Consider the following 19,217-nt stretch of genomic DNA (forward strand, 5'->3'; position numbering starts at 1 on the left):
CCGTCATTGACGCCGTGAGGCGGCGACCGCAGGATGGCGCGTCACCAATGCGCGACGATCTCGGCTCGGGATTGCGATGATGGCCCGTCAGACTGACCGCGTAAGGCTGGTGCTCATCGTCCGGATACCGCCTGAGGGTATCGCGGACTTTCGCGCCTACGAGGATGCCGTCTTGCCGCTGTTGCCCGCGTTCAACGGGCACTTGGAGCGTCGTCTTCGAAATCCTGATGGCACCATGGAGGTGCACATCGTCAGCTTCGCGTCCGATGCTGACCTTCAGGATTATCGCAATGATCCCCGGCGCGTTGCGCAAGCCTGGCTATTGGAAAAATCTTCCGCGAAGCTGGAATTGCTTGCGATGGCGGACGTCTCCCGATGGCCCGTGGCGTCGATGCCGGAGGCGATCGACGGGGCATGACCGAAATGTAACCGGGCGGACCGGGCATCATCGAACTGTCATCGCTCCGTCATTCGCGCTCTATTGATCGCTGCTCCCTTCGCCGGGCATCGTGGAGATTGATATGCATCTGACTGAGTCAATTTCGTCCGACCGACGATCGATCCTGAAAGGCTTCGCGGCCGCAGCCGTCACCGCCCTGGCGGCGCCGGCCATGGCGGCCGACGGCCTGCCGGCGCAGCCGACCGGAGCGGCGGCCGCAATCGCCAGCGACAAAGCCTATTGGACGGCCGTGAAGGGGCTCTATGCCGTGACGCCGGATGTCGTCAATCTGGAGAACGGCTTTTGGGGCATCATGGCCGAGCCGGTGCGGCGCGAGTTCATCCGCCAGTCCGACATGGTCAATTACCAGAATTCCTATTACGCGCGGCAGCGTTCGGGGGCGGATTTCGAGGCCGTGCGCGCCAAGGTGGCGCAGGCGGTCGGCGCAGCGCCCGATGAGATCGCGCTGACCCGCGGCGCGACCGAAGCGCTGCAGCTCCTCATCGGCGGCTACAACAGGCTCAAGCCCGGCGACAGCGTGCTCTACGCCGACCTCGACTACGATTCGATGCAGTATGCGATGAACGCGCTTAGGGCGCTCCGCGGCGTCGACGTGGTCAAGTTCGAAGTGCCGGAGCCGGCCACCCGCCAGAGCGTGCTCGACGCCTATGCCCGCGCCATCGAGGCGAATCCGAAGACCAGGCTTCTCCTCCTCACCCATGTCAGCCATCGCACCGGCCTCGTCATGCCGGTCGCCGAGATCGCCCGCATGGCCAAAGCGAGGGGCATCGACACCATCCTCGACGCCGCCCATTCCTGGGGGCAGATCGACTTCAGGGTGGGTGAGCTTGAGGTCGATTTCGTCGGCTTCAATTTGCACAAATGGATCGGCGCCCCGGTCGGCGTGGGCTTCCTCTACATCAGAAAGGACCGCCTCGCCGACATCGACCGCGACATGGGTGACGAGGATTTTGCGGAAAGCGACATCCGCTCGCGGGTGCACACCGGCACGGTCAATTTCGCGACGGTGCTGACGGTGCCCGCGGCCGTGGCGCTGCATCAGCAGATCGGCGCGGCGGCGAAGCAGGCCCGTTTGCGCTATCTGCGCGACTATTGGGTCAGCCGCGTGCGTGGCTTCAAGGATATCGAGATCCTTACGCCGGACGAGCCCGGTCTCTATGGAGCGCTCACATCGTTCCGCCTTGCCGGCAAGACCAGCAAGGCCGACAACGACGCCACCGTGGCGAAGCTCAGGGACGGCTACAAGATCCTGACCGTGCGCCGGGCCGGCGTCGCCAAAGGCCAGTGCATCCGTGTGACGCCGGCGCTCTACACCGAGGAGGCCGATCTCGACCGCCTCGTCGAAGCGCTCGCCGTCATCACGGGAACGAAGACGGGGTGAACCCGCGCGCGGCTCAGCGGGCTTCCAAAGCATGGATGAGCACAGGTGAGGCTGCCTGCTTCATCGCGACCCGCTATCATCTGCAGGTGCGCTTCAATGCCAACGCAGTTTCCGGCGCGGCGCAGGCCACTGATGCCGCGCGCGTCACGGCGTCGGCTGAGAAGACTTGGCTCAACGGTTGGTCCGTAGCCGCGACGTTCTTAGGCGAGTTCTCGAACTTCACGCGCAGCTACGCCAGCAGGGGCGTGTTGAAGTATCAGTAGTGACGGCGCTCACCGGCCGACGCTGACCCAGGCTTGCGCCTTCTTCCGCCACTCTACGTCGAAACGCGCGGCGATGTCCTTTGCTGCATCCCGCGACAGAAGCTGGTCGATGGCGGACGTCCTGACCTCGTCGATGTCAGGAATGTCGGTGTATCCGAGATTGGCAAGCCGCGTGGCGAACGGCGGATGCGTCGCGTCCGGATCGTGCTCACGCGTCAGACCGGCGATGGCGGCTGCGGCCATCGGCTCCGGCGCCCTGATGTCCCCAAGCTGCTCGAAGACGCGCTCAAGGGGTGGGCGTGGTGCATTGCTGGCGCCCAGCACTTCCTTCTCCAGAGGAGCGTATACGAGATCGGTGAGACGCGTCCCGCACGCTTCCGTCAGCACCAGGGCGCGCGCCATCTCGGCGTGTCCGACCTGTTCGGCTGCGCCGAGGTCTGCGCCGAGTTCGTTCTCCCGCGATAGTGCGCGATATTCCTTCTCGAGCCATGCGATCATGGAATGGAGCAGCGCTCGGACGATACGTCCGGTGATGGTCCATTCTGGATTGGCGTAGAAGAAGACATTCTCCGAAGCCGCGATAAAATCCGCGAGGTTGATGCTTCCCGAGGTGTGCCGGAGCTGGGCATGTGCCACTTCATGGGCGACGATGGCACGAATCGCGCGCTCGTCGAGAACGATCAGGAACGGCAGGCCGACGGTCATCGTGACATGTCGCCTGAACAGCCCGGCGTATCGGCTCACTTCGCCGATTGAGGCATTGAAATCGGTGTTGATCAGCAGGGTGCGCCGCGACCGGACGAAGTTGTGATCGAGTTCCTTCCACATCGCCCAAAGGCCTGGGGCGGTCTCATCGTTCGCCTCAAAATCCCGATGCTTACGCGCGGGCAGAAGCAGGAGGCCAATCATGAGCGCCAATGCGCCCATGAACATCGAGAACACGACGGGTGCCGTGACCAGCGCCGTGACCGTGAAGCGATCCATGGCCATCAGCCAGATCGCCAGGATCGCGCAGGCCAGCGCGACGACCGGAACCACTGCGTAGCGACCGAGACGCAGGATGATCTTCAGGACAAGGCGATTCATCCGCGCTTTGACCGGGAAGTGAACCGGATCACGCCGCTCCACATGATCCAGTACTTTGACGCAGGCTGGCGACGTCGGTGCGGCCTTGGCTTTCCGTGACCTGGATCAGCGTGATCGCGCCGGGTGTCACGATTCCCATCTGCGGCTGGGCGGAGAGGTACGTGGTGCTCCCAGCGCGCAGATCGAGGCTCACCTTCTCGCTTCCCTGCCCGAACAGATTGGTGCTCAGCGGTAAATTGTTGACGGCGACCTCGTGGCGGCCCGGAGGTAGATCGCAAGCCACGAATCCTGCGGCCTGGCTGCCGCCGATTACGCGTCCGTCGACGGCATAGTTAGGCTGGACCGCAAATCCCAGGGACGACGTACGATAGATGATGAGGCGTGAGCCGCTTGGCTTGACGTTGTCCGTCAGAGCTACGTTGGCCGTTGGACCCGATGCACATCCGGAAAGTAACGCAGCGACGAAAAAAATCCCCAGATACCCACCACGCATTCCAGCCCCTGATCATTCCAATGTCCCCGCCGCATCATTGTCAGGGTAGTGACTGAAGTCAACTGCGACCTCCGGTCGACTGACAGGAGGCCGCGGCAATTCCATCCGGGACATCTGAGAAGATGTGTGCGGCTCACGCCGGAGCCAGCGCCGGCTGCACCGGCCGCCGGCCGATCATCAGCGACAGCACGGCTGCGACGATGCCCGTTGCGCCTGCGATCATGAAGGCTTGCCAATAATCACCCTGCGTCGAGCGCATGAAGCCGGCGAAGAAGGCGGCGCAGGCCGCCTATTTACGCGACTACGATTTGAGCTTCTGGGAGAGCTTCGAGCACCCCGGCGGCAAGTCCTACAGCAATGCGCGCGACCACGTGCTCGCCTATATCGGCGAGCTAGCGCCGCGCGCCGTGCGCAAGGGCTATCGCGGCTGCGGCCTCAGCAACGCCGCGGTGGAATACCCGGCGCGGGACAATCCGGCCCGCCAGGTCGCCGAAGCGCACAAGAAAGTCTTCCGCAAGCGCCTGCGCGAGCTCGCCGCCGCCATGGGCGCGCGTCAGCCGGCCGTGCTCGGCGACGCCCTGCTGTTGCTGATCGAAGGCGTCTACGTCACCGGCCAGCAGTCGGAAGACGGTCCCGCGCAATCGGCGCTGGCGGCCGCGAAGCTGCTGATCGATGCGAGCGTGAAGACGGGGTGAGGGGGGATCATCGCATGGCCTTGACCGGAGATCATGTCCCGCTCTCGTCGGTGTGAATGTGGCGCCGAAGGTCCATCCTATCGTGAAGAATTCGCACGATTTCGATCGTGCTCTCCGGCGCGACGCGGTACATGAGGAAGTGGCTTCCGCGCCGACCGTGTCGTGCAATGTGGGGCGTGCGAAGACCCGGCGCGATCTCGTCTCGGGTTTTGGAGCCCGCAACCTCGGCGCCGTTGGCGAGTTCGCTGATGGCCTGAACCAGCATGTCCCGATAAACGCGCGATTGTCGCGGCCCGAAATTCTCGGTGGTCCATTTGAGAATATTCGCAAAGTCGACTTCAGCGGCAGCGCCGAGGCGAACGCGCCATTGCTGCCGGGCCATACGGCTTTATTCAACTGTTCCGGAGATGACCTTCTCCGAGAGATCAGTCAGATAGGTTTGCAAGTCTTCGATCGTCCTGAACTCTTTGAATTCGCCTCGCTCCAATGACCCGATGCCGAGGCGAGCTGCGGCGCGCAACGCCTTAAGATTGCCAGCGTCCTCGGCCTCGCGTTGCTCCACCAGTCGCAGCCCATCCCGCAGCACCTCGCTGGCGTTCTGGTAGCGGCCGGACTCGACGAGGGTTTCAATGAGTTCCTGTTGGCGTTTCGTCAGCACAACGTTTCTCGTTGGCATCATCGTCCTCGCTGTTCGGACCTTATGGCATAATATGCCACAAGGGTCCTGTCGCTTCAACCTCGCAATCAACGAGACCGCGCGCCAGTTTGGATGGGTTAGGCTTGGCCGCGCCGGACCAAATGACAATGTCGTTGCATGGCTGTTGATGCTCACTTCCTGGCTCGAGAAGATCAGGGGTCAGCAGGAGATGGCCTGACTTGCGCGGTGAGCAGGTAGACTGTCTCAGCGCCACCCCAGCGCCGGCGCCACGTGGGTGAGGATCGCCTCAATCGCATGTGCGCAGTACGCCACGCCCAACTGGTTCGGCACCGTCAACAGCAATGTATCCGCCTCCGCGATCGCCTCGTCCTGCCGCAACTGCTCGATCAGGGCATCCGGCTCTGCCGCATAACTCCGGCCGAAGATCGCCCGCGTCCGCGGGTCGATGAAGCCGATCTGGTCTTCGCCTCCGCGCTCGCCGCCGAAATAGGCACGGTCGCGATCGTCGATCAGCGCGAAGATGCTGCGGCTGACGGACACGCGCGGCTCGCGGGTGTGGCCGGCCTCCTTCCACGCCGCGCGAAAGCTACGGATCTGCGCGGCCTGCTGCACATGGAAGGCTTCGCCGGTCTCGTCGTTCTTGAGCGTCGAGCTCTGCAAATTCATGCCGAGCTTCGCTGCCCACACCGCGGTGGCGTTCGAGCCGGCGCCCCACCAGATCCGTTCGCGCAGGCCTTGCGCATGCGGCTCGAGGCGCAGGAGCCCCGGGGGATTTGGAAACATCGGCTGCGGATTGGGCTCTGCAAAACCCTCGCCGCGCAGCAGGTCCAGGAAGACCTCCGCATGGCGCCGGCCCATGTCGGCGTCGCTCTCGCCGTCGGCCGGCCGATAGCCGAAATAGCGCCAGCCGTCGATCACCTGCTCGGGCGAGCCGCGGCTGATGCCGAGCTGAAGCCTCCCGCCGGCGATGAGATCGGCGGAGCCCGCGTCCTCCACCATGTAAAGCGGGTTCTCGTAGCGCATGTCGATCACGGCCGTGCCGATCTCGATCTTGCTGGTCCTGGCGCCGACGGCTGCAAGCAGCGGAAAGGGCGAAGCAAGCTGTCGCGCGAAATGGTGCACGCGGAAATAGGCGCCGTCGGCGCCGAGTTGCTCCGCTGCAACCGCAAGCTCGATGGATTGCAGCAGCGTATCCGCCGCCGAGCGGGTCTGCGACTGCGACGAGGGCGTCCAGTGCCCGAAGGAGAGGAATCCGATTTTCTTCATGGGGGTCATTTAATGATGGCAGGAGCTGCGTCAACCGCCTGCGCTGGCGGCTTGGGTATCCGATGGGCCACCCGCAAAGTGCTCGGCGCGTTCGACCAGAAGATCCAGAAAGCTTCGCGCACGTAGCGACATCCAGTGCGTCTCCGGATAGACCGCATGCAAGGGCAGTGGGGCGATGGCGTAGTCCGGAAGCAGATGCTCGAGCTCGCCGCTGCGAAGGCCGTCCGCGGCATTCCAGTCGGGCAGGATGGCGATGCCGAGATGATGCATCGTCGCCTCCTGCATCGCATCGCTAGGCTCCCTCAAAACAAGCCGTGACAGGGTAGGAAATCAGGGGAGGGAACGACGTGGCTCACAACATCGGAATTGTCGGCGCCGGAATCGCAGGCCTGCATCTCGCGCTCTACCTTCAGAAGCATGGCGTCGATGCCACTGTCATCACCGACCGGCCGCCGGAGGATTATCGCAATATCCGGCTCCTCAACACCGTCGCGCATCACCACGTGACCCTTGCGCGCGAGGACTATCTCGGCGTCAATCACTGGACTGATCCGAAGGACCATTATGACTATCACGACCACGTCTTCAATTTCCCCCAGCCGCTGCGCTTTCGCGGTGATTTCTCGAAGCCGAGCCGCGCCGTCGACTACCGGATTTATCTCCCCGCGCTGATGCAGGACTTCATGAAGCGCGGCGGTAGAATCGAATATCGCCGCATCGAGGAGCGCGACATCCGTCCGCTGGTCGCCCGTTTCGATCTGCTGGTCGTCTCGACCGGCAAGGGCCCGCTGGGTCAGCTCTTCTCGTACCGGCCGGACCACACGCCCTACTCGCAGCCGCAACGGCGGCTGTGCGTCGGGCTCTACACCGGTGTGCGGCAGCCCGATCCCATGAACGTCACGCTCTCGGTGTCGCCCGGCCACGGCGAGATGATCGTGATCCCGACCATCACCTTCGGCGGCATCGCCAACGCGCTGCTGATGGAGAACGTGCCGGGCGGCGACATGGAGGAGCTGGCGACGCTCAGCTACGACGACAACCCGAAAAACTTCTTGAAGGTGTTGCTGGGCAAGCTTGAGAAGCATCATCCGACGACCTACGACCGGATCGACACGGCACGCTTCGATCTCGCCCAGCCGCAGGATCTGCTGCAAGGCGGCGTGGTCCCGACCGTACGCGATACGGTGGTCGAATTCGACGACGGCAAATGCGCGATCGCGCTTGGCGACGTCCATGCGATCGTCGATCCCATGATGGGCCAGGGCGCCAACGTCGCCTCCTATGCGGCCTTTGTGCTCGGCGAGGAGATCATCAGCGCCGATGCGCTCGACGCGCGCCTTTGCGAGAAGATCGATTTGAAACGGCAGGATCGCGTGCTGGCGGCGTCGCGCTGGACCAACGTGATGCTGCAGCCGCCGACGGAAGCCCTGGGCATGCTGATCGGCGCGATGAGCCAGAATCCGGCGCTGGCGAACGAGTTCACCGAGAATTTCAACTACCCGGACCGTCAGTGGGACCGCATCTCCACGCCGCAGCGCATCCAGGCCTGGATCGAACGCATGTCGGTGCCATCAGAGCCCGTCAGGGCCATTGCGTGAGGATCAATGGCGCGACCCCCTTCCACTTCGCGAGCGGAGACTGTCATGCAGCGCGCCAGTCCAGCGTCGTTTCGCGAAGCTGCGTCGCGATTTGCGACCGGGGTCGCGGTGCTGACCGCGCTGGATGAGCACGGCCGTGTCTGCGGCATGACTGCAAACAGTTTTGTCACGGTCAGCCTTTCGCCACCGACCGTGCTGGTCTCCGTCATGCCGGGACGGGTGCACCGGGCGATCTCGGCAACCGGACGCTATTCCGTCAACGTCCTGCCGGACCATGGCCGGGATCTTTCGAGGCATTTCGCGAGCCACCCGAACGCCGGCGCTACTCCGGATTACGAGATCGTCGACGGCCTGCCGCGCCTTCAGGGATGCATCGCCTATTTCGCCTGTGAGGTCACCCAGCACGTCGATGTCAGCGACCACACGCTGATCATCGCCGAAGTCTCGACCTGCGACTACCGCGACACCACGCCGCTGGTGTTCTTTTCCAGCCGCTATCATCTCGGGCCGGGCGTGCCGGTGGATCGGTGAGGGGCTGCGACGCGGTCGCTCTCATGGAATGCTGTGACTACCGGACGTCCGCGACAGGCCAGTCAGCATAGGGTATGCGATAGGATAAGCAACGGGGCGAGCGGCGGTAAGCCAAGGAATTCGCGCGCCTGACGCGCTCAAGAAGCGCGGCTCGCATCGGACGCTCCAGGTTGCTCCACCATGTATCAGACATGCATGTGTGTTCGATGTGCTCGAAGGCACATTGGACGGCGAGCGATGCCATCTGCTCCCTAGCTCGGGCGGCAAAGGAGCGGACGAACTGCTCCGCTGCGGAGTTCGCTCGCAGCCAAGTGAACGCCAGCACTGCCGCGCCATCAGCCGCCAGCAAGTGCATCGCCAAGTAGCAACATGGAAGGGCGAAGTTCTGAACGCGCCGTGCGGCGAAATCGTATTGCGGTCGGAAGGCGCCTACAGACATCACAGCAGGTGGCGCGTCGAAGCGTACGACCAGACTGCCGACATCCTCGAAACGTCGAGCCGTAATCAGCTTCTCAGTACGAAACAGCGCGTAGTAAGCTTCCTCAGAGGCCTTCCTGCTACATCTGTCAATCCAGGAGAATCTGACATCCGGCGGTTTGTCAGATTCCCAATCCAGTTCTGAGGCTGCCGACTCTTGTTGATTTCTACGCTGATGAAACTCAGCGGCGATTGCTCGATAATGGAGTAGCGCCAGCTGCTGGGATGAGAAGTTGAGTAATGCATCTTCGATTGGCGCGAAGAGAGTCTTGTCGTGGTCAGCGCAGAAGCAGTTCATCGTCGAGAACTCGCCGACGCCGATCTCTTCCACCTTGAACCCTGTCCGCTGCATCCTCATAACGGCGAGCAACGAGTTTGGGACGGCAACGACGTGGCCGTTCCGCGCGATCTGCTTCAATTGGGAGCGAGCAATGATGTGAGCGCGCACAATCCGACCGCTGCATCGCGAATGATCCGCGGCAAGACATTCCTTTGCCTCGAAGAACCGTTGGTGCCGCTCGGTGAAGGACCATAGCTGTGGTGGAATCGGCATAGTCCCAGGATAGGGCAATCCGTGCGGTTGCTCTGACATTTTGACGAGCGTGGTAATTCTGGCTATAATCTGGCCAGAATGGCTTTCGATGTCATCTTTGCTCCAGAAGCAGTTGAAGATTTCCAGCGCCTGAGAGCACATGTCCGCGCGGCCGTTCGAACTGCACTGGAAACGCATCTGAGGCACGAGCCCGAGAAAGTCAGCCGCAGCCGGATCAAGAAATTGCGGGGTTCGCGTCGGCCCCAATACAGGCGGCGCGTAGGCGAAGTCCGGGTATTCTACGATGTTCCTCACACGACCGTCGAAATTCTGGCGATCGTTGCTAAATCGGAGGCCGAGTCATGGCTCGCACAGTTCGGAAATCCGGAGTGAAAAAGGTCCCACTCTCCGAGATCAAGGATGATCTGTCCCGCTATCTCCGTGAGGCCGAGACGCAGGAGATTGTCATCACGCGTCACGGCAAGCCGGCTGGCGTGTTGATCGGATTCGAATCGGAGGACAATTGGTTCGAGTACCGTTTGGAGCATGATCCCCGCTTCCTGCAACGCGTTGAACAGGCGCGGAACAGCTTGCGCGCGGCACCCGGTGTGAAGCTTGAGGATATCGATACCGAGTAGAGCGGTAGGGGCTCGCTGAACCCACACACTCGACGATGCCATCCTGCTCCTGTGTTGCCCGACGGAGCAACGATTTCGTCACGCCGCCTTTTTCCGGCTTGGTCTGATCAGCACATCCGCGGAGATGCCCAGTCGCTCGTGAAGGCGGCGGATCATCGTGATCGATAATCCGCGTTTCCGGTTCAGGACCTCGGCGATGCGGGTCCGCGTACCAATAATCTCTTCCAGGTCCCGTCGCGTCAGCCCTTGCTGTTCCATGCGAAACTTGATGGCCTCGATGGGATCGGGCGGATCCATCGGATAGCGCTCAGTTTCGTATGCATCGATGAGAGTGGCGAGCACGTCCAGCCGATCGCCTTCAGGTGTGCCCGACTTCGCGCCCCAGAGGCGTTCCACTTCCTTGAGTGCGCCATCATAGTCGCGCTTCGTCCGGATCGGCTTGATCTCAGTCGCCGCCATGTCGAACCTCCCTTACGTCAATCTTGTCGTAGTCCCGGTGCGTGCCGATCCACTTGATCCACACGATACTTTTCTCGAAATCGACGGCGACGACCAGCCGATAGTCGTTGCCCTTGATGTTGAACACAACCCGGTCGGCCGAGATGATGCTGGCGGTCGCGTAGCTGCGTTTGATGCCCGCTGCGCTCGACCATCGCGCTTTTTTGACTTCATCGAACCACGCATCAAGGGCGGCCTTCAGCGCGTCGTGGTCCTTGTATCCCCGCCGTGCGCCGACGAACTCCCGCAACGTGCGCCGGGCAATGATCCGCATGCGGTCACGTTATCATGCGCCCAAAATGGGCGCAACATGGCGCGTTCGCGATGACAAGTTGTGATGATGCCATCCTGCGCCTGTTTTGCCCGACGGAGCAACGACTTTTTGACCGGACGGGTCGACGTCTCCGCAACCGGCCTAAGCCGTTGATCCCACTCATGCCGGCTACTGTGCATGGGGTTGTTTTCGACATTTTTGTTTGGGAGTACGAAAGCGCCAGGCTGAACCGGATCTCATCCGGCTCTTGCCTACTTCATCACCCGCAGGCCCTTGGTCGTGAACCGCTGCGTCTTGTCACTTGGACGCACCGGCCGCCTTGTGCCGGCGGCCTTGCCGGTGCCGGGCGGCTGGTGCGCCGGGACCAGCTGGTCGGGACCGGAGCCGATCAGATCGGCGCGGCCCATCGCCTTCAGCGCCTCGCGCAGCACCGGCCAATTGTCGGGGTCGTGATAGCGCAGGAACGCCTTGTGCAGCCTGCGTTGACGAAGCCCCTTGATCGCCTCGACCTTGTCGCTGCCGCCGCGGCGCACGCCGCGTAGCGGGTTGACGCCGGTGTGGTACATCGCGGTCGCGGTCGCCATCGGCGAGGGCAGGAAGGTCTGCACTTGGTCGGCGCGGTAGCGGTTCTTCTTGAGCCACAGCGCGAGGTTCATCATGTCCTCGTCGGTCGTGCCCGGATGCGCCGCGATGAAATACGGGATCAGGTAATATTTCTTGCCGGCCTGCTCGGCAGCGGCATCGAACATCCGCTTGAACTGGTTGTAGGCGCCGATGCCCGGCTTCATCATCTTGTCGAGCGGCCCGCGCTCGGTATGTTCGGGCGCGATCTTGAGGTAGCCGCCGACGTGATGGGTGACGAGCTCCTTGATGTATTCGGGGCTCTCGACCGCGAGGTCGTAGCGCACGCCGGAGGCGACCATCACTTTCTTGATGCCCTTGGTCTCGCGCACCTTGCGATAGAGCCGGATCAGATCGTCATGCGAGGTGTTGAGGTTCGGGCAGATCTCCGGGAAGACGCAGGACGGCCGCCGGCATGCGGCCTCGACCTTCGGATCCTTGCAGGCCATCCGGTACATGTTGGCGGTGGGACCGCCGATGTCGGAGATCACGCCGGTGAAGCCGGGCGTCTTGTCACGGATCTTCTCGATCTCGCGCAGGATCGATCCCTCGGAGCGGTTCTGGATGATGCGGCCTTCGTGCTCGGTGATCGAGCAGAAGGTGCAGCCGCCAAAACAGCCGCGCATGATCGTCACCGAGAATTTGATCATGTCCCAGGCGGGGATCTTGGCATCGCCATAGGACGGATGCGGGGCGCGGGCGTAGGGGAGGTCGTAGACCGCGTCCATCTCGTCGCTGGTGAGCGGGATCGGCGGCGGGTTGAGCCAGAGATCGCGATCGCCATGGCGCTGCACCAGCGGCCGCGCATTGCCGGGATTGCTCTCCCGGTGCAGCACGCGCGACGCGCGCGCGTAGGCTTCGCGGTCCTGCTCGACCTGCTCCAGCGCCGGCAGCCGGATCACGGTTAAGCCTTTCGTCCGCGATGCGCCTTCGTCGGCGGAATCGAGATCGTCGGCATGCAGCTCCGAATAGTCCTCGGGCACGCGGCGGAAAAGCGCGACGCCCCTGATGTCGTCGAGCTCGCGCGGTGCCTCGCCGGCGGCAAGACGGTTGGCCACCTCCACGACTGCGCGCTCGGCATTGCCGTAGAGCAGCAGGTCCGCCTTGGCGTCGGCCAGCACCGAGCGCCGCACCTTGTCGGACCAGTAATCGTAATGCGCGATCCGGCGCAGCGAGGCCTCGATGCCGCCGAGCACGACCGGAACGCCCTTGAATGCCTCGCGGCAACGCTGCGCGTAGACGACGGTGCAGCGGTCCGGCCGCTTGCCGCCTTCGCCGCCCGCCGTATAGGCATCGTCATGGCGCAGCCGGCGGTCCGCGGTGTAGCGGTTCACCATGGAGTCCATGTTGCCACCGGTGACGCCGAAGAACAATTTTGGCTTGCCCAGCGCCTTGAACGGCTCGGCCGAATGCCAGTCCGGCTGCGAGATGATGCCGACCCTGAATCCTTGTGCCTCCAGCAGCCGGCCGATGATGGCCATGCCGAAACTCGGATGGTCGACATAGGCGTCGCCCGTCACCAGCACGATGTCGCAGGCATCCCAGCCGAGCGCATCCATCTCGGCGCGGCTCATCGGGAGGAACGGCGCCGGCTTGCGCGGGCGCGCCTGCGCCATCAGGGGCTTTTCGGCGGTGATGATCTGGATGTCCATGGCGCATACGCATAGGACTCCGGGCTTCCGAATACAACCGACCGGCACGTGAAAGATCCGGTTCCGTGGGCGGCAATCCGGGCGTGCCAACGCGTTAACCGTGACGCCGTCCACATACCGCCCTGCCCGACCGCATCATGCTCTCCCTCGTTTCAAGGGAGAGATCGATGTTTGTGGTCGACATGCTGCTGATCCTGGCGATGATGTTTTTCCTGTTCCTGCCGATCACCGATCGCAAGACGGTGCGGATGAAGCTCGGCATGCTGTGCGCGCTGCTTGCGGTGTTCCTGGTCTCGGTCACGCGCACCCATGTTGCGCCGGTGCGGCTCGCGGGCATCGCCTCGACCCACGGCGGGTTGCAAGCGCCGCCGCTTATGTCCATCAGCAAGCCATCGTCCGGGCTCTCTTCGCAGCACGCATGGGATATGCGATTGATCCATGGTCCCGGGAATATCTGAAGGTGGTCGTGGCTCTGCTGGTTCCGCGTCGTGGTTCAATCGCAGGAACCATCCGTCTCCGCGAACATTCTGATGCAGGGTTTACGCCGGGCCCAGCTGGCGCGCGCACGTCCGGGGTCTGATATCACCTCGATGTTCGCCTCTGGCGAATGGGGGAGCCGTGAGTACAGTCATAGAGAACCTGCTGTTGCGGAAGCAGAAGCTCGTGGAGCAGCTCGAGAAGGCGTCGTCGGTCGAGGACCGCGACAGGATCGAGCACCAGCTCGAACAGATCAACACCGCGCTGGATTTCCTGGACAGGCCCGGCACGAAAGGCGCGCGGTAGAAGCGCTCAACCGACCTTCAGCGCTTTTGCGTAGACCACGCCCGAATTGGTGACGTGCGTGGTCATCAGCGCTGCGAAGGAGGCGAACTCGCCGCGGGCGAACAGATCGAGCAGCTTGCGATGCTCGTCGAAGGACGTGCGGGTGCGCACGTCGATCGGCGAAGTCAGGTTGGTGCGGAGTGCTGCGACGCGGCTGGAGGCGAGCTGGTAGGATTCGGCCAGATAACGGTTGCCGCAATGGGTGAACAGCGCCTCGTGAAAGGCGGCATCGGCGCGGCCATAGGCGATGTTGTCCCTGGCCGCAATCGCCGGCTCCATCGCCGCGATCGCCTCGCTCATCGTCGTGATCGCACCGTCGCGATCATGGCGGAAGGCGAGCTCGGCGGCCTTGGGCTCGAGCGCGATCCTGAAGGTGCAGAGCGCAGTGATGTCCTCTGAGCTCGGCGTGAACACAAAACTGCCGACCTGCGGCCGGATCACGACGAGGCCCTGCGCCTGCAACTGGCCCATCGCCTCGCGCACCGGCGTGCGGCTGACGCCGAAGGAGCTTGCCACCATCTCTTCGGAGATCGCAGCGCCGAGCGCGAACTCGCCGTCGATGATGGCCTGGCGCAGCCGCTGCATCACCTGCTGCGACAGCGATTTCGGCGTATCGAGTTTCAGTGAGCGCATGGGTGTTCTCAGATCACCTTGCCGGGATTGAGCAGATGATCGGGATCGAGCGCGGCCTTCAGCGTCCGCATCAGCGCGATCTCGGCCTCGCTCCTGGCATGGCCCAGCCACTTCTTCTTCAGCGTGCCGATGCCGTGCTCGGCGGAGACGCTGCCGCCCATCTCGCGCACGAGACCGTAGATGATCGCATCCATCTCTTCCTTCGGCTGCTGCTCGACGGAGAGGCTGGTGACCCAGGAGACGAGATGCAGATTGCCGTCGCCGATATGGCCGTAATAGACGCTCTCGCAGCCCTCGATGCTTTTGGCGAGTGCGGCCTTGCACCGCGTGACGAACTCGTTCATCCGCCCCACCGCAAGGCCGATGTCGTAGGAGATGTGCGGCCCCAGCACCTGGCCGAACTCGGCGCAGATGTCGCGCACGCGCCAGAAGCTTTGCGTCTGCGCCAGCGATTGCGCCACGGCAGCATCGGCGAGCAGCCCGCGCTCCATCAGCTCTTCGAGCCAGCTTTGGAAGCGCGGCGCGTCGAGGCTCTCGTCGGTGCCCTGCGCTTCCACCAGCACGTAGAGGCCGTGGCTCGCGGCGACCGGCGGCTTGACGCCGGCGCGCGTCGTGATCACGTCCCAGTAATCCGGCCACATCACCTCGAACGCCGACAGCAGCGGGCCCAGTCCGCTGCGTGCGGCGCCGAGCAGCGCGATCACCGCGGCATAATCCTTGAGCGCGCAGAGCGCGGCCATGGTCGAGCGCGGTTTTGGAAACAGCCGCAGCACCACGCGGGTGATGATGCCGAGCGTACCTTCCGATCCGATGAAGAGATGCTTCAGATCGTAACCGGCATTGTTCTTCATCAGCTTGTTGAGGCTGGTGATGATGGTGCCGTCGGGCAGCACCACTTCGAGACCGAGCACCAGCTCGCGCGTCATGCCGTAGCGGATCACGCGGTTGCCGCCGGCATTGGTCGAGAGATTGCCGCCGATGGCGCAGGAGCCGCGCGAGCCGAGATCGAGCGGAAAGAAGAAGCCGGCCTCATCTGCGGCCTTCTGAATCGTTTCCAGTGGTGTGCCGGCCTTCACCGTCATCGTCGCCGAGGCGCGATCGATCTCCTCGATGCCGCTCATGCGCTCGAGCGAGATCGCGACCCAGCCTGCTTCAGGCGATGCGCCGCGGCACAGCCCGGTCAATCCGCCCTGCGGCACGAACGGCAGATGCGCCTGCCGGCAGGTCAGAATCGCGTCCGCAACGCCTTGCGCGTCGATCGGGCGGATCACCGCGAGCGGCGTTTGCGGCAGGCTCGCGCTCCAGTCGTTGCCATTGCGCGCGGGCACCTCGGTGCCAACAAGCACGGCGGCTGCCCCGAGCTTTTTGCGCAGGGCGCCGAGCAGTTGGTCGGGATGTCCCGCGGGGGTCACCATGTCCATGTGAGACCTCTTGCAGATCCTGGCCGTGCGCCTGTTGCGCGCCATCGTGGCGAGGGAATTGCTTCTTTCTTGTATGTAAGGTACAAGATAAAAAGTAAAGCAAAAACAAGTCTTCAATGAGCCCCAAACATCGTTGTGGATCAGGGGCTTATTCCGAAGACGCAGAAATGGGTGGTGCTATGACGGAGGCAATTCGCGGGTTCTGGGTGGCGTCGGCAACGCCGCTGGCGTCGGACGGCAGCGTGGATTCCGCAAAGCTCGCCGCTCACGCCAAGCAGCTCTTCAGCAAAGGTGTCGACGGTGTCGTGCTGTTCGGCACCACCGGCGAGGGCACTTCCTTCAATGTTGCCGAACGCATCGCGACCGTCGAAGCCCTGCTCAAGGTCGGCGTCGCCGCGGAGCGTATCGGCATCGGCGGCGGCTTCCCCGCCATCAGCGACAGCATCGCCCTGACGCGCGCGGTGCTCGGCCTTGGCCTGCGCCACGTGCTGTTCCTGCCGCCTTACTTCGATCGCAACGTCACGCCCGAAGGCATCGAGGATGCGTTCACCGGCATCATCGACCGCGTCGCCGACGATCGCCTGCGCGCGGTGCTCTATCACATCCCTCAGATCTCCGGCGTCGCGATCCCGACCAGCGTTGCCGCGAACTTAAGCAAGCGTTACGGCAAGCTGGTCGCGGGCCTGAAAGATTCCAGCGGCGACTTCAAGCAGTTCCAGGCGTTCCGCGCGGCTGCGCCCGAGCTCGCCATCACCGTCGGCAACGAAACCGACATCGCGCGCGCGATCGCCGCCGGCGGCGCCGGCACCATCTGCGGCATGGCCAACATCGCGCCGGAACTGGTCAAGGCGATGATCGACGGCAAGGATGTCGAAGCGCGGATGCAGGCCGCGGTCGACATCGTGGTGAAGTCACCATCCTTCCTGCCGACGCTCAAGGCTATCCTCGCGGCACAGACGGGCGATGCAAGCTGGCTGCGCGTGCGTCCACCGCTGCGTGCATTGTCTGATGGCGCTGCCCTCAAGTCGAAGCTGGACGAACTGACCAGCCCCGTCATCGCCTAGGACGGCCTTTCATTCGAGGCAATCGTCCGAGGCATGTGCTGATATGGCGCGGACCGCCACGAGCGCGGCCGCAAAGCCGGCCGCCGCACCGACGCCGAGCGCCCAGCGCGGGCCCAGATTGTCCGCCACCCATCCGACGATCGGCGCGCCGATGGGCGTGCCGCCAAGCGCGACGCCGAGGCGTAGCGCCATGACGCGTCCCCTCATCCTCGGTTCAGTTGAGAGCTGCATCAGGCTGTTCGACGTATTGGTGACCGTCAGGGCGGCGACGCCGATCACGACAAGCGCGCCGGCGAACAGCCAGTAGCTCGGTGCAAGCGCGGCCAGCGTGCATCCCGTCCCAAAGGTCGCAGCCCCAAGCAGTAGCGAGACGAACCGCGGCTGGGCGCGCCCTGCGGCCAGCAGCGCGCCCGAGATCGTGCCGACTGCCATCGTCGACGACAGCAGGCCGAAGCCGCGCGCATCGGTGTGGAAGACAGTGACGGCCATGGTCGAGATGAAGATCGGGAAGTTCAGCCCAAACGTGCCAATCAGGAACAGCATGATCATGATCGCCCTGAGATCCGCACGCGACCATACATAGCGAAAACCCTCCGTCATGCCGCCCTTGGCCCGGTGGGCCCGCGCGTTCGGGCGAAGCTCCGAGGCGCGCAGCAAGGAAAGTGAGCCAAGCACTGCCATGAAGGATGCGGCGTTGATCAGGAATGCCCATCCGCTGCCGATCGAAGCGATGACGATCCCTGCGATCGCGGGCCCGATCATCCGCGCGGCGTTGAAGGATGTCGAATTCAGCGCGATCGCGTTGGAGAGGTCGCCGTCGCCGACGAGCTCCGCAACGAATGTCTGGCGCACCGGAGCGTCAAAGGCCGCGGCACAGCCGAACAGGAAGGCGAACACGTAGACGTGCCAGAGCTGAACCAACCCGCTGACGGTGAGAAGGCCGAGGACCAGCGCCAACACGCCCATCGTCGCCTGTGTCGCGATCAGAAGTCGTCGTTGATTGAAGTGATCGGCCGCAAAACCCGACCACGGCATCAGCAGCAGCTGTGGTCCGAACTGGAGCGCCATCACCACGCCCACAGCCGACGCATTGTGCTGCGTGAGTTCGGTGAGAACGAGCCAATCCTGGGCGGCGCGCTGCATCCACGTCCCGGTATTGGACACCAGCGCGCCCGCGGCCCAGACGCGGTAATTGAAGTTCCGCAGTGAGCGAAACGTGCGCCCGCCAGGCACGCTCACGCGCCTGTCGGCGCGTTGCCGCCGTGAACCCGGCCGAAGTGTCGCGCGCAAAAGAGGCTGAGGAGCAGGGCGCCGAGTCCGAGCGCGGCGACATCGCGCGTTTCCAGCAAGGCAAACTCTCCGACACGACAGACGAGGAGATATCCGACGATGATGTTGAAGAAGCCCCAGAGCACGTTGACCGTCGACGAGGATAGCCCTTGCCCTCGCGGTTGCGCGAACGGGCTCTGGAACGGCTCTCCGCGCAGGCCGCTGACGAGATGCGGAATGGCGTTAGCCAGAAAAGCGCCACCAAAGAAATAGGAAACCAAATGAAGCCAGTTCATGCCTGCGCACTCCGTGTTGACAGCAATTCGATGATCGCCTGCGTCGAGCCGCTCTCGCCGAGCCGCGGAAAGATGTTTGCGATGCTGTAGTCGTGAGCCTCGGAACGCGAATCGGTCGTCGCGTCGGTGGCAAGGGTGACATTGAAGCCCGCCTCGTAGGCTTGGCGGGCGGTGGACTCGACGCCGGTGCCGGTGGCGACGCCGGCGATGACGACCTGCGTGACGCCGCGCGTTCGCAGCTGGCTTTCGAGATCGGTGCTGGCGAATGCGCCCCATGTCCGCTTGGTCACGGCGATGTCGCCGGGCTGTTGATCGAGCTCCGGGATGAGAGCAGTCCAGCCGTCGGGAAACGGACCGCCGGCACGCGGCCGCTCGGTGCGCCCCGGCGCGCCGCCATCGACGTTGACCAGTACGACCGGCAGGCGATGCCGACGAAACGCAGCGGCCAGCGCGCAGGCGCGCTCCACGACGTCGCCCACGGCATGGATGGATGGTAAGTCGACAATGCCGCGTTGCAGGTCGACGACAATGAGAGCGGTGATCGGATCGAGCATCGTGAGAGCCATGATCGTGTCCTTCCGGCAGCCGC

26 protein-coding genes are annotated in these 19,217 nt (G+C 63.6%); 11 read left to right on the forward strand and 15 right to left on the reverse strand.

The window, feature by feature from the left end; genetic code table 11:
- Positions 1-76: 76 nt before the first annotated feature.
- From QCM77_RS19795 to QCM77_RS19805, 3 genes are all read left to right on the forward strand, one after another.
- Positions 77-418: a putative antibiotic biosynthesis monooxygenase gene (locus QCM77_RS19795; protein ID WP_279684556.1), complete on the forward strand. Its 342-nt coding sequence runs from the start codon at positions 77-79 to the stop codon at positions 416-418.
- A gap of 103 nt (positions 419-521) precedes the next feature.
- The gene (locus tag QCM77_RS19800; RefSeq protein ID WP_279684557.1) at positions 522-1,841 is read left to right on the forward strand and encodes an aminotransferase class V-fold PLP-dependent enzyme; all 1,320 of its coding nucleotides are present in this window, start codon (positions 522-524) and stop codon (positions 1,839-1,841) included.
- Positions 1,842-1,876: 35 nt separating this feature from the next.
- A complete protein-coding gene (locus tag QCM77_RS19805; RefSeq protein WP_347882388.1) occupies positions 1,877-2,104 on the forward strand; it encodes a hypothetical protein in 228 nt (75 codons plus the stop codon).
- A gap of 9 nt (positions 2,105-2,113) precedes the next feature.
- Here the strand turns inward: QCM77_RS19805 and QCM77_RS19810 are convergent, their stop codons facing one another.
- Positions 2,114-3,190 (reverse strand): M48 family metallopeptidase, encoded by a 1,077-nt coding sequence (locus QCM77_RS19810; RefSeq protein WP_279684558.1) that lies wholly within the window; start codon positions 3,188-3,190, stop codon positions 2,114-2,116.
- Between the two features lie 28 nt (positions 3,191-3,218).
- On the reverse strand, positions 3,219-3,683 hold the full coding sequence (locus QCM77_RS19815) for a DUF2846 domain-containing protein (RefSeq protein WP_279663343.1): 465 nt from the start codon (positions 3,681-3,683) through the stop codon (positions 3,219-3,221).
- Positions 3,684-3,940: 257 nt separating this feature from the next.
- Between QCM77_RS19815 and QCM77_RS19820 the strand changes: the two genes are divergently transcribed.
- Complete coding sequence (locus QCM77_RS19820; RefSeq protein WP_279663342.1) at positions 3,941-4,378, forward strand: TetR family transcriptional regulator; 438 nt, start codon at positions 3,941-3,943, stop codon at positions 4,376-4,378.
- A 31-nt stretch (positions 4,379-4,409) separates the two neighbouring features.
- Here the strand turns inward: QCM77_RS19820 and QCM77_RS19825 are convergent, their stop codons facing one another.
- The 4 genes from QCM77_RS19825 to QCM77_RS19840 form a co-directional block, all read right to left on the reverse strand.
- Positions 4,410-4,760, reverse strand: coding sequence for a type II toxin-antitoxin system RelE/ParE family toxin (locus QCM77_RS19825; RefSeq protein WP_279684559.1), 351 nt, complete (start codon positions 4,758-4,760; stop codon positions 4,410-4,412).
- A gap of 6 nt (positions 4,761-4,766) precedes the next feature.
- Positions 4,767-5,054: a type II toxin-antitoxin system ParD family antitoxin gene (locus QCM77_RS19830; protein WP_279663340.1), complete on the reverse strand. Its 288-nt coding sequence runs from the start codon at positions 5,052-5,054 to the stop codon at positions 4,767-4,769.
- A 225-nt stretch (positions 5,055-5,279) separates the two neighbouring features.
- On the reverse strand, positions 5,280-6,302 hold the full coding sequence (locus QCM77_RS19835; RefSeq protein ID WP_279663339.1) for an LLM class flavin-dependent oxidoreductase: 1,023 nt from the start codon (positions 6,300-6,302) through the stop codon (positions 5,280-5,282).
- A 30-nt stretch (positions 6,303-6,332) separates the two neighbouring features.
- Positions 6,333-6,587, reverse strand: coding sequence for a LysR substrate-binding domain-containing protein (locus QCM77_RS19840; protein ID WP_279663338.1), 255 nt, complete (start codon positions 6,585-6,587; stop codon positions 6,333-6,335).
- 62 nt (positions 6,588-6,649) lie between these two features.
- On the opposite strand from QCM77_RS19840, the gene styA reads away from it, so the two are divergent.
- Positions 6,650-7,900 (forward strand): styrene monooxygenase subunit StyA, encoded by a 1,251-nt coding sequence (gene styA, locus QCM77_RS19845; RefSeq protein ID WP_279684560.1) that lies wholly within the window; start codon positions 6,650-6,652, stop codon positions 7,898-7,900.
- A gap of 45 nt (positions 7,901-7,945) precedes the next feature.
- Positions 7,946-8,431: a styrene monooxygenase NADH-dependent flavin reductase subunit StyB gene (gene styB, locus QCM77_RS19850; RefSeq protein ID WP_279684562.1), complete on the forward strand. Its 486-nt coding sequence runs from the start codon at positions 7,946-7,948 to the stop codon at positions 8,429-8,431.
- A 37-nt stretch (positions 8,432-8,468) separates the two neighbouring features.
- Here the strand turns inward: styB and QCM77_RS19855 are convergent, their stop codons facing one another.
- Positions 8,469-9,326 (reverse strand): hypothetical protein, encoded by an 858-nt coding sequence (locus QCM77_RS19855; protein ID WP_462804336.1) that lies wholly within the window; start codon positions 9,324-9,326, stop codon positions 8,469-8,471.
- Between the two features lie 213 nt (positions 9,327-9,539).
- Here QCM77_RS19855 and QCM77_RS19860 point away from each other — a divergent pair, with 213 nt between their 5' ends.
- Entirely contained in the window at positions 9,540-9,833 is a 294-nt protein-coding gene (locus tag QCM77_RS19860; protein WP_462676346.1) for a type II toxin-antitoxin system RelE family toxin, read from the forward strand.
- On the forward strand, positions 9,830-10,078 hold the full coding sequence (locus tag QCM77_RS19865) for a type II toxin-antitoxin system Phd/YefM family antitoxin (RefSeq protein WP_279684564.1): 249 nt from the start codon (positions 9,830-9,832) through the stop codon (positions 10,076-10,078). Before QCM77_RS19860 ends, QCM77_RS19865 begins: the two co-directional genes overlap by 4 nt.
- 78 nt (positions 10,079-10,156) lie before the next feature.
- On the opposite strand, the gene QCM77_RS19870 is transcribed toward QCM77_RS19865, so the two are convergent.
- From QCM77_RS19870 to QCM77_RS19880, 3 genes are all read right to left on the reverse strand, one after another.
- Positions 10,157-10,537 carry a helix-turn-helix domain-containing protein gene (locus tag QCM77_RS19870; protein ID WP_279684566.1) on the reverse strand — a complete coding sequence of 127 codons (381 nt, stop codon included), beginning with the start codon at positions 10,535-10,537 and terminating at the stop codon, positions 10,157-10,159.
- A complete protein-coding gene (locus tag QCM77_RS19875) occupies positions 10,524-10,850 on the reverse strand; it encodes a type II toxin-antitoxin system HigB family toxin (RefSeq protein WP_279684567.1) in 327 nt (108 codons plus the stop codon). Before QCM77_RS19875 ends, QCM77_RS19870 begins: the two co-directional genes overlap by 14 nt.
- A gap of 251 nt (positions 10,851-11,101) precedes the next feature.
- Positions 11,102-13,123, reverse strand: coding sequence for a YgiQ family radical SAM protein (locus tag QCM77_RS19880; RefSeq protein WP_279684568.1), 2,022 nt, complete (start codon positions 13,121-13,123; stop codon positions 11,102-11,104).
- Positions 13,124-13,305: 182 nt separating this feature from the next.
- Here QCM77_RS19880 and QCM77_RS19885 point away from each other — a divergent pair, with 182 nt between their 5' ends.
- Together QCM77_RS19885 and QCM77_RS19890 are read left to right on the forward strand one after the other, a co-directional pair.
- Positions 13,306-13,581: a hypothetical protein gene (locus QCM77_RS19885; RefSeq protein WP_279663324.1), complete on the forward strand. Its 276-nt coding sequence runs from the start codon at positions 13,306-13,308 to the stop codon at positions 13,579-13,581.
- Between the two features lie 160 nt (positions 13,582-13,741).
- Positions 13,742-13,906, forward strand: a complete 165-nt coding sequence (locus QCM77_RS19890) for a hypothetical protein (protein ID WP_279684569.1) — start codon at positions 13,742-13,744, stop codon at positions 13,904-13,906.
- A 6-nt stretch (positions 13,907-13,912) separates the two neighbouring features.
- On the opposite strand, the gene QCM77_RS19895 is transcribed toward QCM77_RS19890, so the two are convergent.
- Entirely contained in the window at positions 13,913-14,578 is a 666-nt protein-coding gene (locus QCM77_RS19895) for a GntR family transcriptional regulator (RefSeq protein ID WP_279684570.1), read from the reverse strand.
- Between the two features lie 8 nt (positions 14,579-14,586).
- Positions 14,587-15,999 carry an FAD-binding oxidoreductase gene (locus QCM77_RS19900; RefSeq protein ID WP_279684571.1) on the reverse strand — a complete coding sequence of 471 codons (1,413 nt, stop codon included), beginning with the start codon at positions 15,997-15,999 and terminating at the stop codon, positions 14,587-14,589.
- 179 nt (positions 16,000-16,178) lie between these two features.
- Here QCM77_RS19900 and QCM77_RS19905 point away from each other — a divergent pair, with 179 nt between their 5' ends.
- Positions 16,179-17,063: a dihydrodipicolinate synthase family protein gene (locus QCM77_RS19905; protein WP_279684572.1), complete on the forward strand. Its 885-nt coding sequence runs from the start codon at positions 16,179-16,181 to the stop codon at positions 17,061-17,063.
- A gap of 9 nt (positions 17,064-17,072) precedes the next feature.
- Here the strand turns inward: QCM77_RS19905 and QCM77_RS19910 are convergent, their stop codons facing one another.
- Genes QCM77_RS19910 through QCM77_RS19920 form a run of 3 tightly spaced genes read right to left on the reverse strand, consistent with a single transcriptional unit; the run spans position 17,073 to position 19,194 of the window.
- Positions 17,073-18,302: an MFS transporter gene (locus QCM77_RS19910; RefSeq protein WP_279684573.1), complete on the reverse strand. Its 1,230-nt coding sequence runs from the start codon at positions 18,300-18,302 to the stop codon at positions 17,073-17,075.
- Complete coding sequence (locus tag QCM77_RS19915; protein WP_279684575.1) at positions 18,299-18,628, reverse strand: hypothetical protein; 330 nt, start codon at positions 18,626-18,628, stop codon at positions 18,299-18,301. The genes QCM77_RS19910 and QCM77_RS19915 overlap by 4 nt, the downstream gene beginning before the upstream one ends.
- Positions 18,625-19,194: an isochorismatase family protein gene (locus QCM77_RS19920; RefSeq protein ID WP_279684576.1), complete on the reverse strand. Its 570-nt coding sequence runs from the start codon at positions 19,192-19,194 to the stop codon at positions 18,625-18,627. The genes QCM77_RS19915 and QCM77_RS19920 overlap by 4 nt, the downstream gene beginning before the upstream one ends.
- Positions 19,195-19,217 lie beyond the last annotated feature (23 nt).

Source organism: Bradyrhizobium nivariense (assembly GCF_029846695.2).
Classification (GTDB): Bacteria; Pseudomonadota; Alphaproteobacteria; order Rhizobiales; family Xanthobacteraceae; genus Bradyrhizobium.

What these genes read in the sequence shown, in the direction of transcription:
- QCM77_RS19880 (WP_279684568.1), bottom strand. Translation starts at nt 13,123, where the DNA reads ATGGACATCCAGATCATCACCGCCGAAAAGCCCCTGATGGCGCAGGCG.
- QCM77_RS19870 (WP_279684566.1), bottom strand. Translation starts at nt 10,537, where the DNA reads ATGGCGGCGACTGAGATCAAGCCGATCCGGACGAAGCGCGACTATGAT.
- QCM77_RS19905 (WP_279684572.1), top strand. Translation starts at nt 16,179, where the DNA reads ATGACGGAGGCAATTCGCGGGTTCTGGGTGGCGTCGGCAACGCCGCTG.
- QCM77_RS19915 (WP_279684575.1), bottom strand. Translation starts at nt 18,628, where the DNA reads ATGAACTGGCTTCATTTGGTTTCCTATTTCTTTGGTGGCGCTTTTCTG.
- QCM77_RS19820 (WP_279663342.1), top strand. Translation starts at nt 3,941, where the DNA reads ATGAAGCCGGCGAAGAAGGCGGCGCAGGCCGCCTATTTACGCGACTAC.
- QCM77_RS19900 (WP_279684571.1), bottom strand. Translation starts at nt 15,999, where the DNA reads ATGGACATGGTGACCCCCGCGGGACATCCCGACCAACTGCTCGGCGCC.
- QCM77_RS19825 (WP_279684559.1), bottom strand. Translation starts at nt 4,760, where the DNA reads ATGGCCCGGCAGCAATGGCGCGTTCGCCTCGGCGCTGCCGCTGAAGTC.
- QCM77_RS19835 (WP_279663339.1), bottom strand. Translation starts at nt 6,302, where the DNA reads ATGAAGAAAATCGGATTCCTCTCCTTCGGGCACTGGACGCCCTCGTCG.
- QCM77_RS19875 (WP_279684567.1), bottom strand. Translation starts at nt 10,850, where the DNA reads ATGCGGATCATTGCCCGGCGCACGTTGCGGGAGTTCGTCGGCGCACGG.
- QCM77_RS19815 (WP_279663343.1), bottom strand. Translation starts at nt 3,683, where the DNA reads ATGCGTGGTGGGTATCTGGGGATTTTTTTCGTCGCTGCGTTACTTTCC.
- QCM77_RS19830 (WP_279663340.1), bottom strand. Translation starts at nt 5,054, where the DNA reads ATGCCAACGAGAAACGTTGTGCTGACGAAACGCCAACAGGAACTCATT.
- QCM77_RS19840 (WP_279663338.1), bottom strand. Translation starts at nt 6,587, where the DNA reads ATGCAGGAGGCGACGATGCATCATCTCGGCATCGCCATCCTGCCCGAC.
- styB (WP_279684562.1), top strand. Translation starts at nt 7,946, where the DNA reads ATGCAGCGCGCCAGTCCAGCGTCGTTTCGCGAAGCTGCGTCGCGATTT.
- QCM77_RS19860 (WP_462676346.1), top strand. Translation starts at nt 9,540, where the DNA reads ATGGCTTTCGATGTCATCTTTGCTCCAGAAGCAGTTGAAGATTTCCAG.
- QCM77_RS19920 (WP_279684576.1), bottom strand. Translation starts at nt 19,194, where the DNA reads ATGGCTCTCACGATGCTCGATCCGATCACCGCTCTCATTGTCGTCGAC.
- QCM77_RS19895 (WP_279684570.1), bottom strand. Translation starts at nt 14,578, where the DNA reads ATGCGCTCACTGAAACTCGATACGCCGAAATCGCTGTCGCAGCAGGTG.
- QCM77_RS19810 (WP_279684558.1), bottom strand. Translation starts at nt 3,190, where the DNA reads ATGAATCGCCTTGTCCTGAAGATCATCCTGCGTCTCGGTCGCTACGCA.
- QCM77_RS19885 (WP_279663324.1), top strand. Translation starts at nt 13,306, where the DNA reads ATGCTGCTGATCCTGGCGATGATGTTTTTCCTGTTCCTGCCGATCACC.
- QCM77_RS19795 (WP_279684556.1), top strand. Translation starts at nt 77, where the DNA reads ATGATGGCCCGTCAGACTGACCGCGTAAGGCTGGTGCTCATCGTCCGG.
- QCM77_RS19800 (WP_279684557.1), top strand. Translation starts at nt 522, where the DNA reads ATGCATCTGACTGAGTCAATTTCGTCCGACCGACGATCGATCCTGAAA.
- QCM77_RS19805 (WP_347882388.1), top strand. Translation starts at nt 1,877, where the DNA reads ATGAGCACAGGTGAGGCTGCCTGCTTCATCGCGACCCGCTATCATCTG.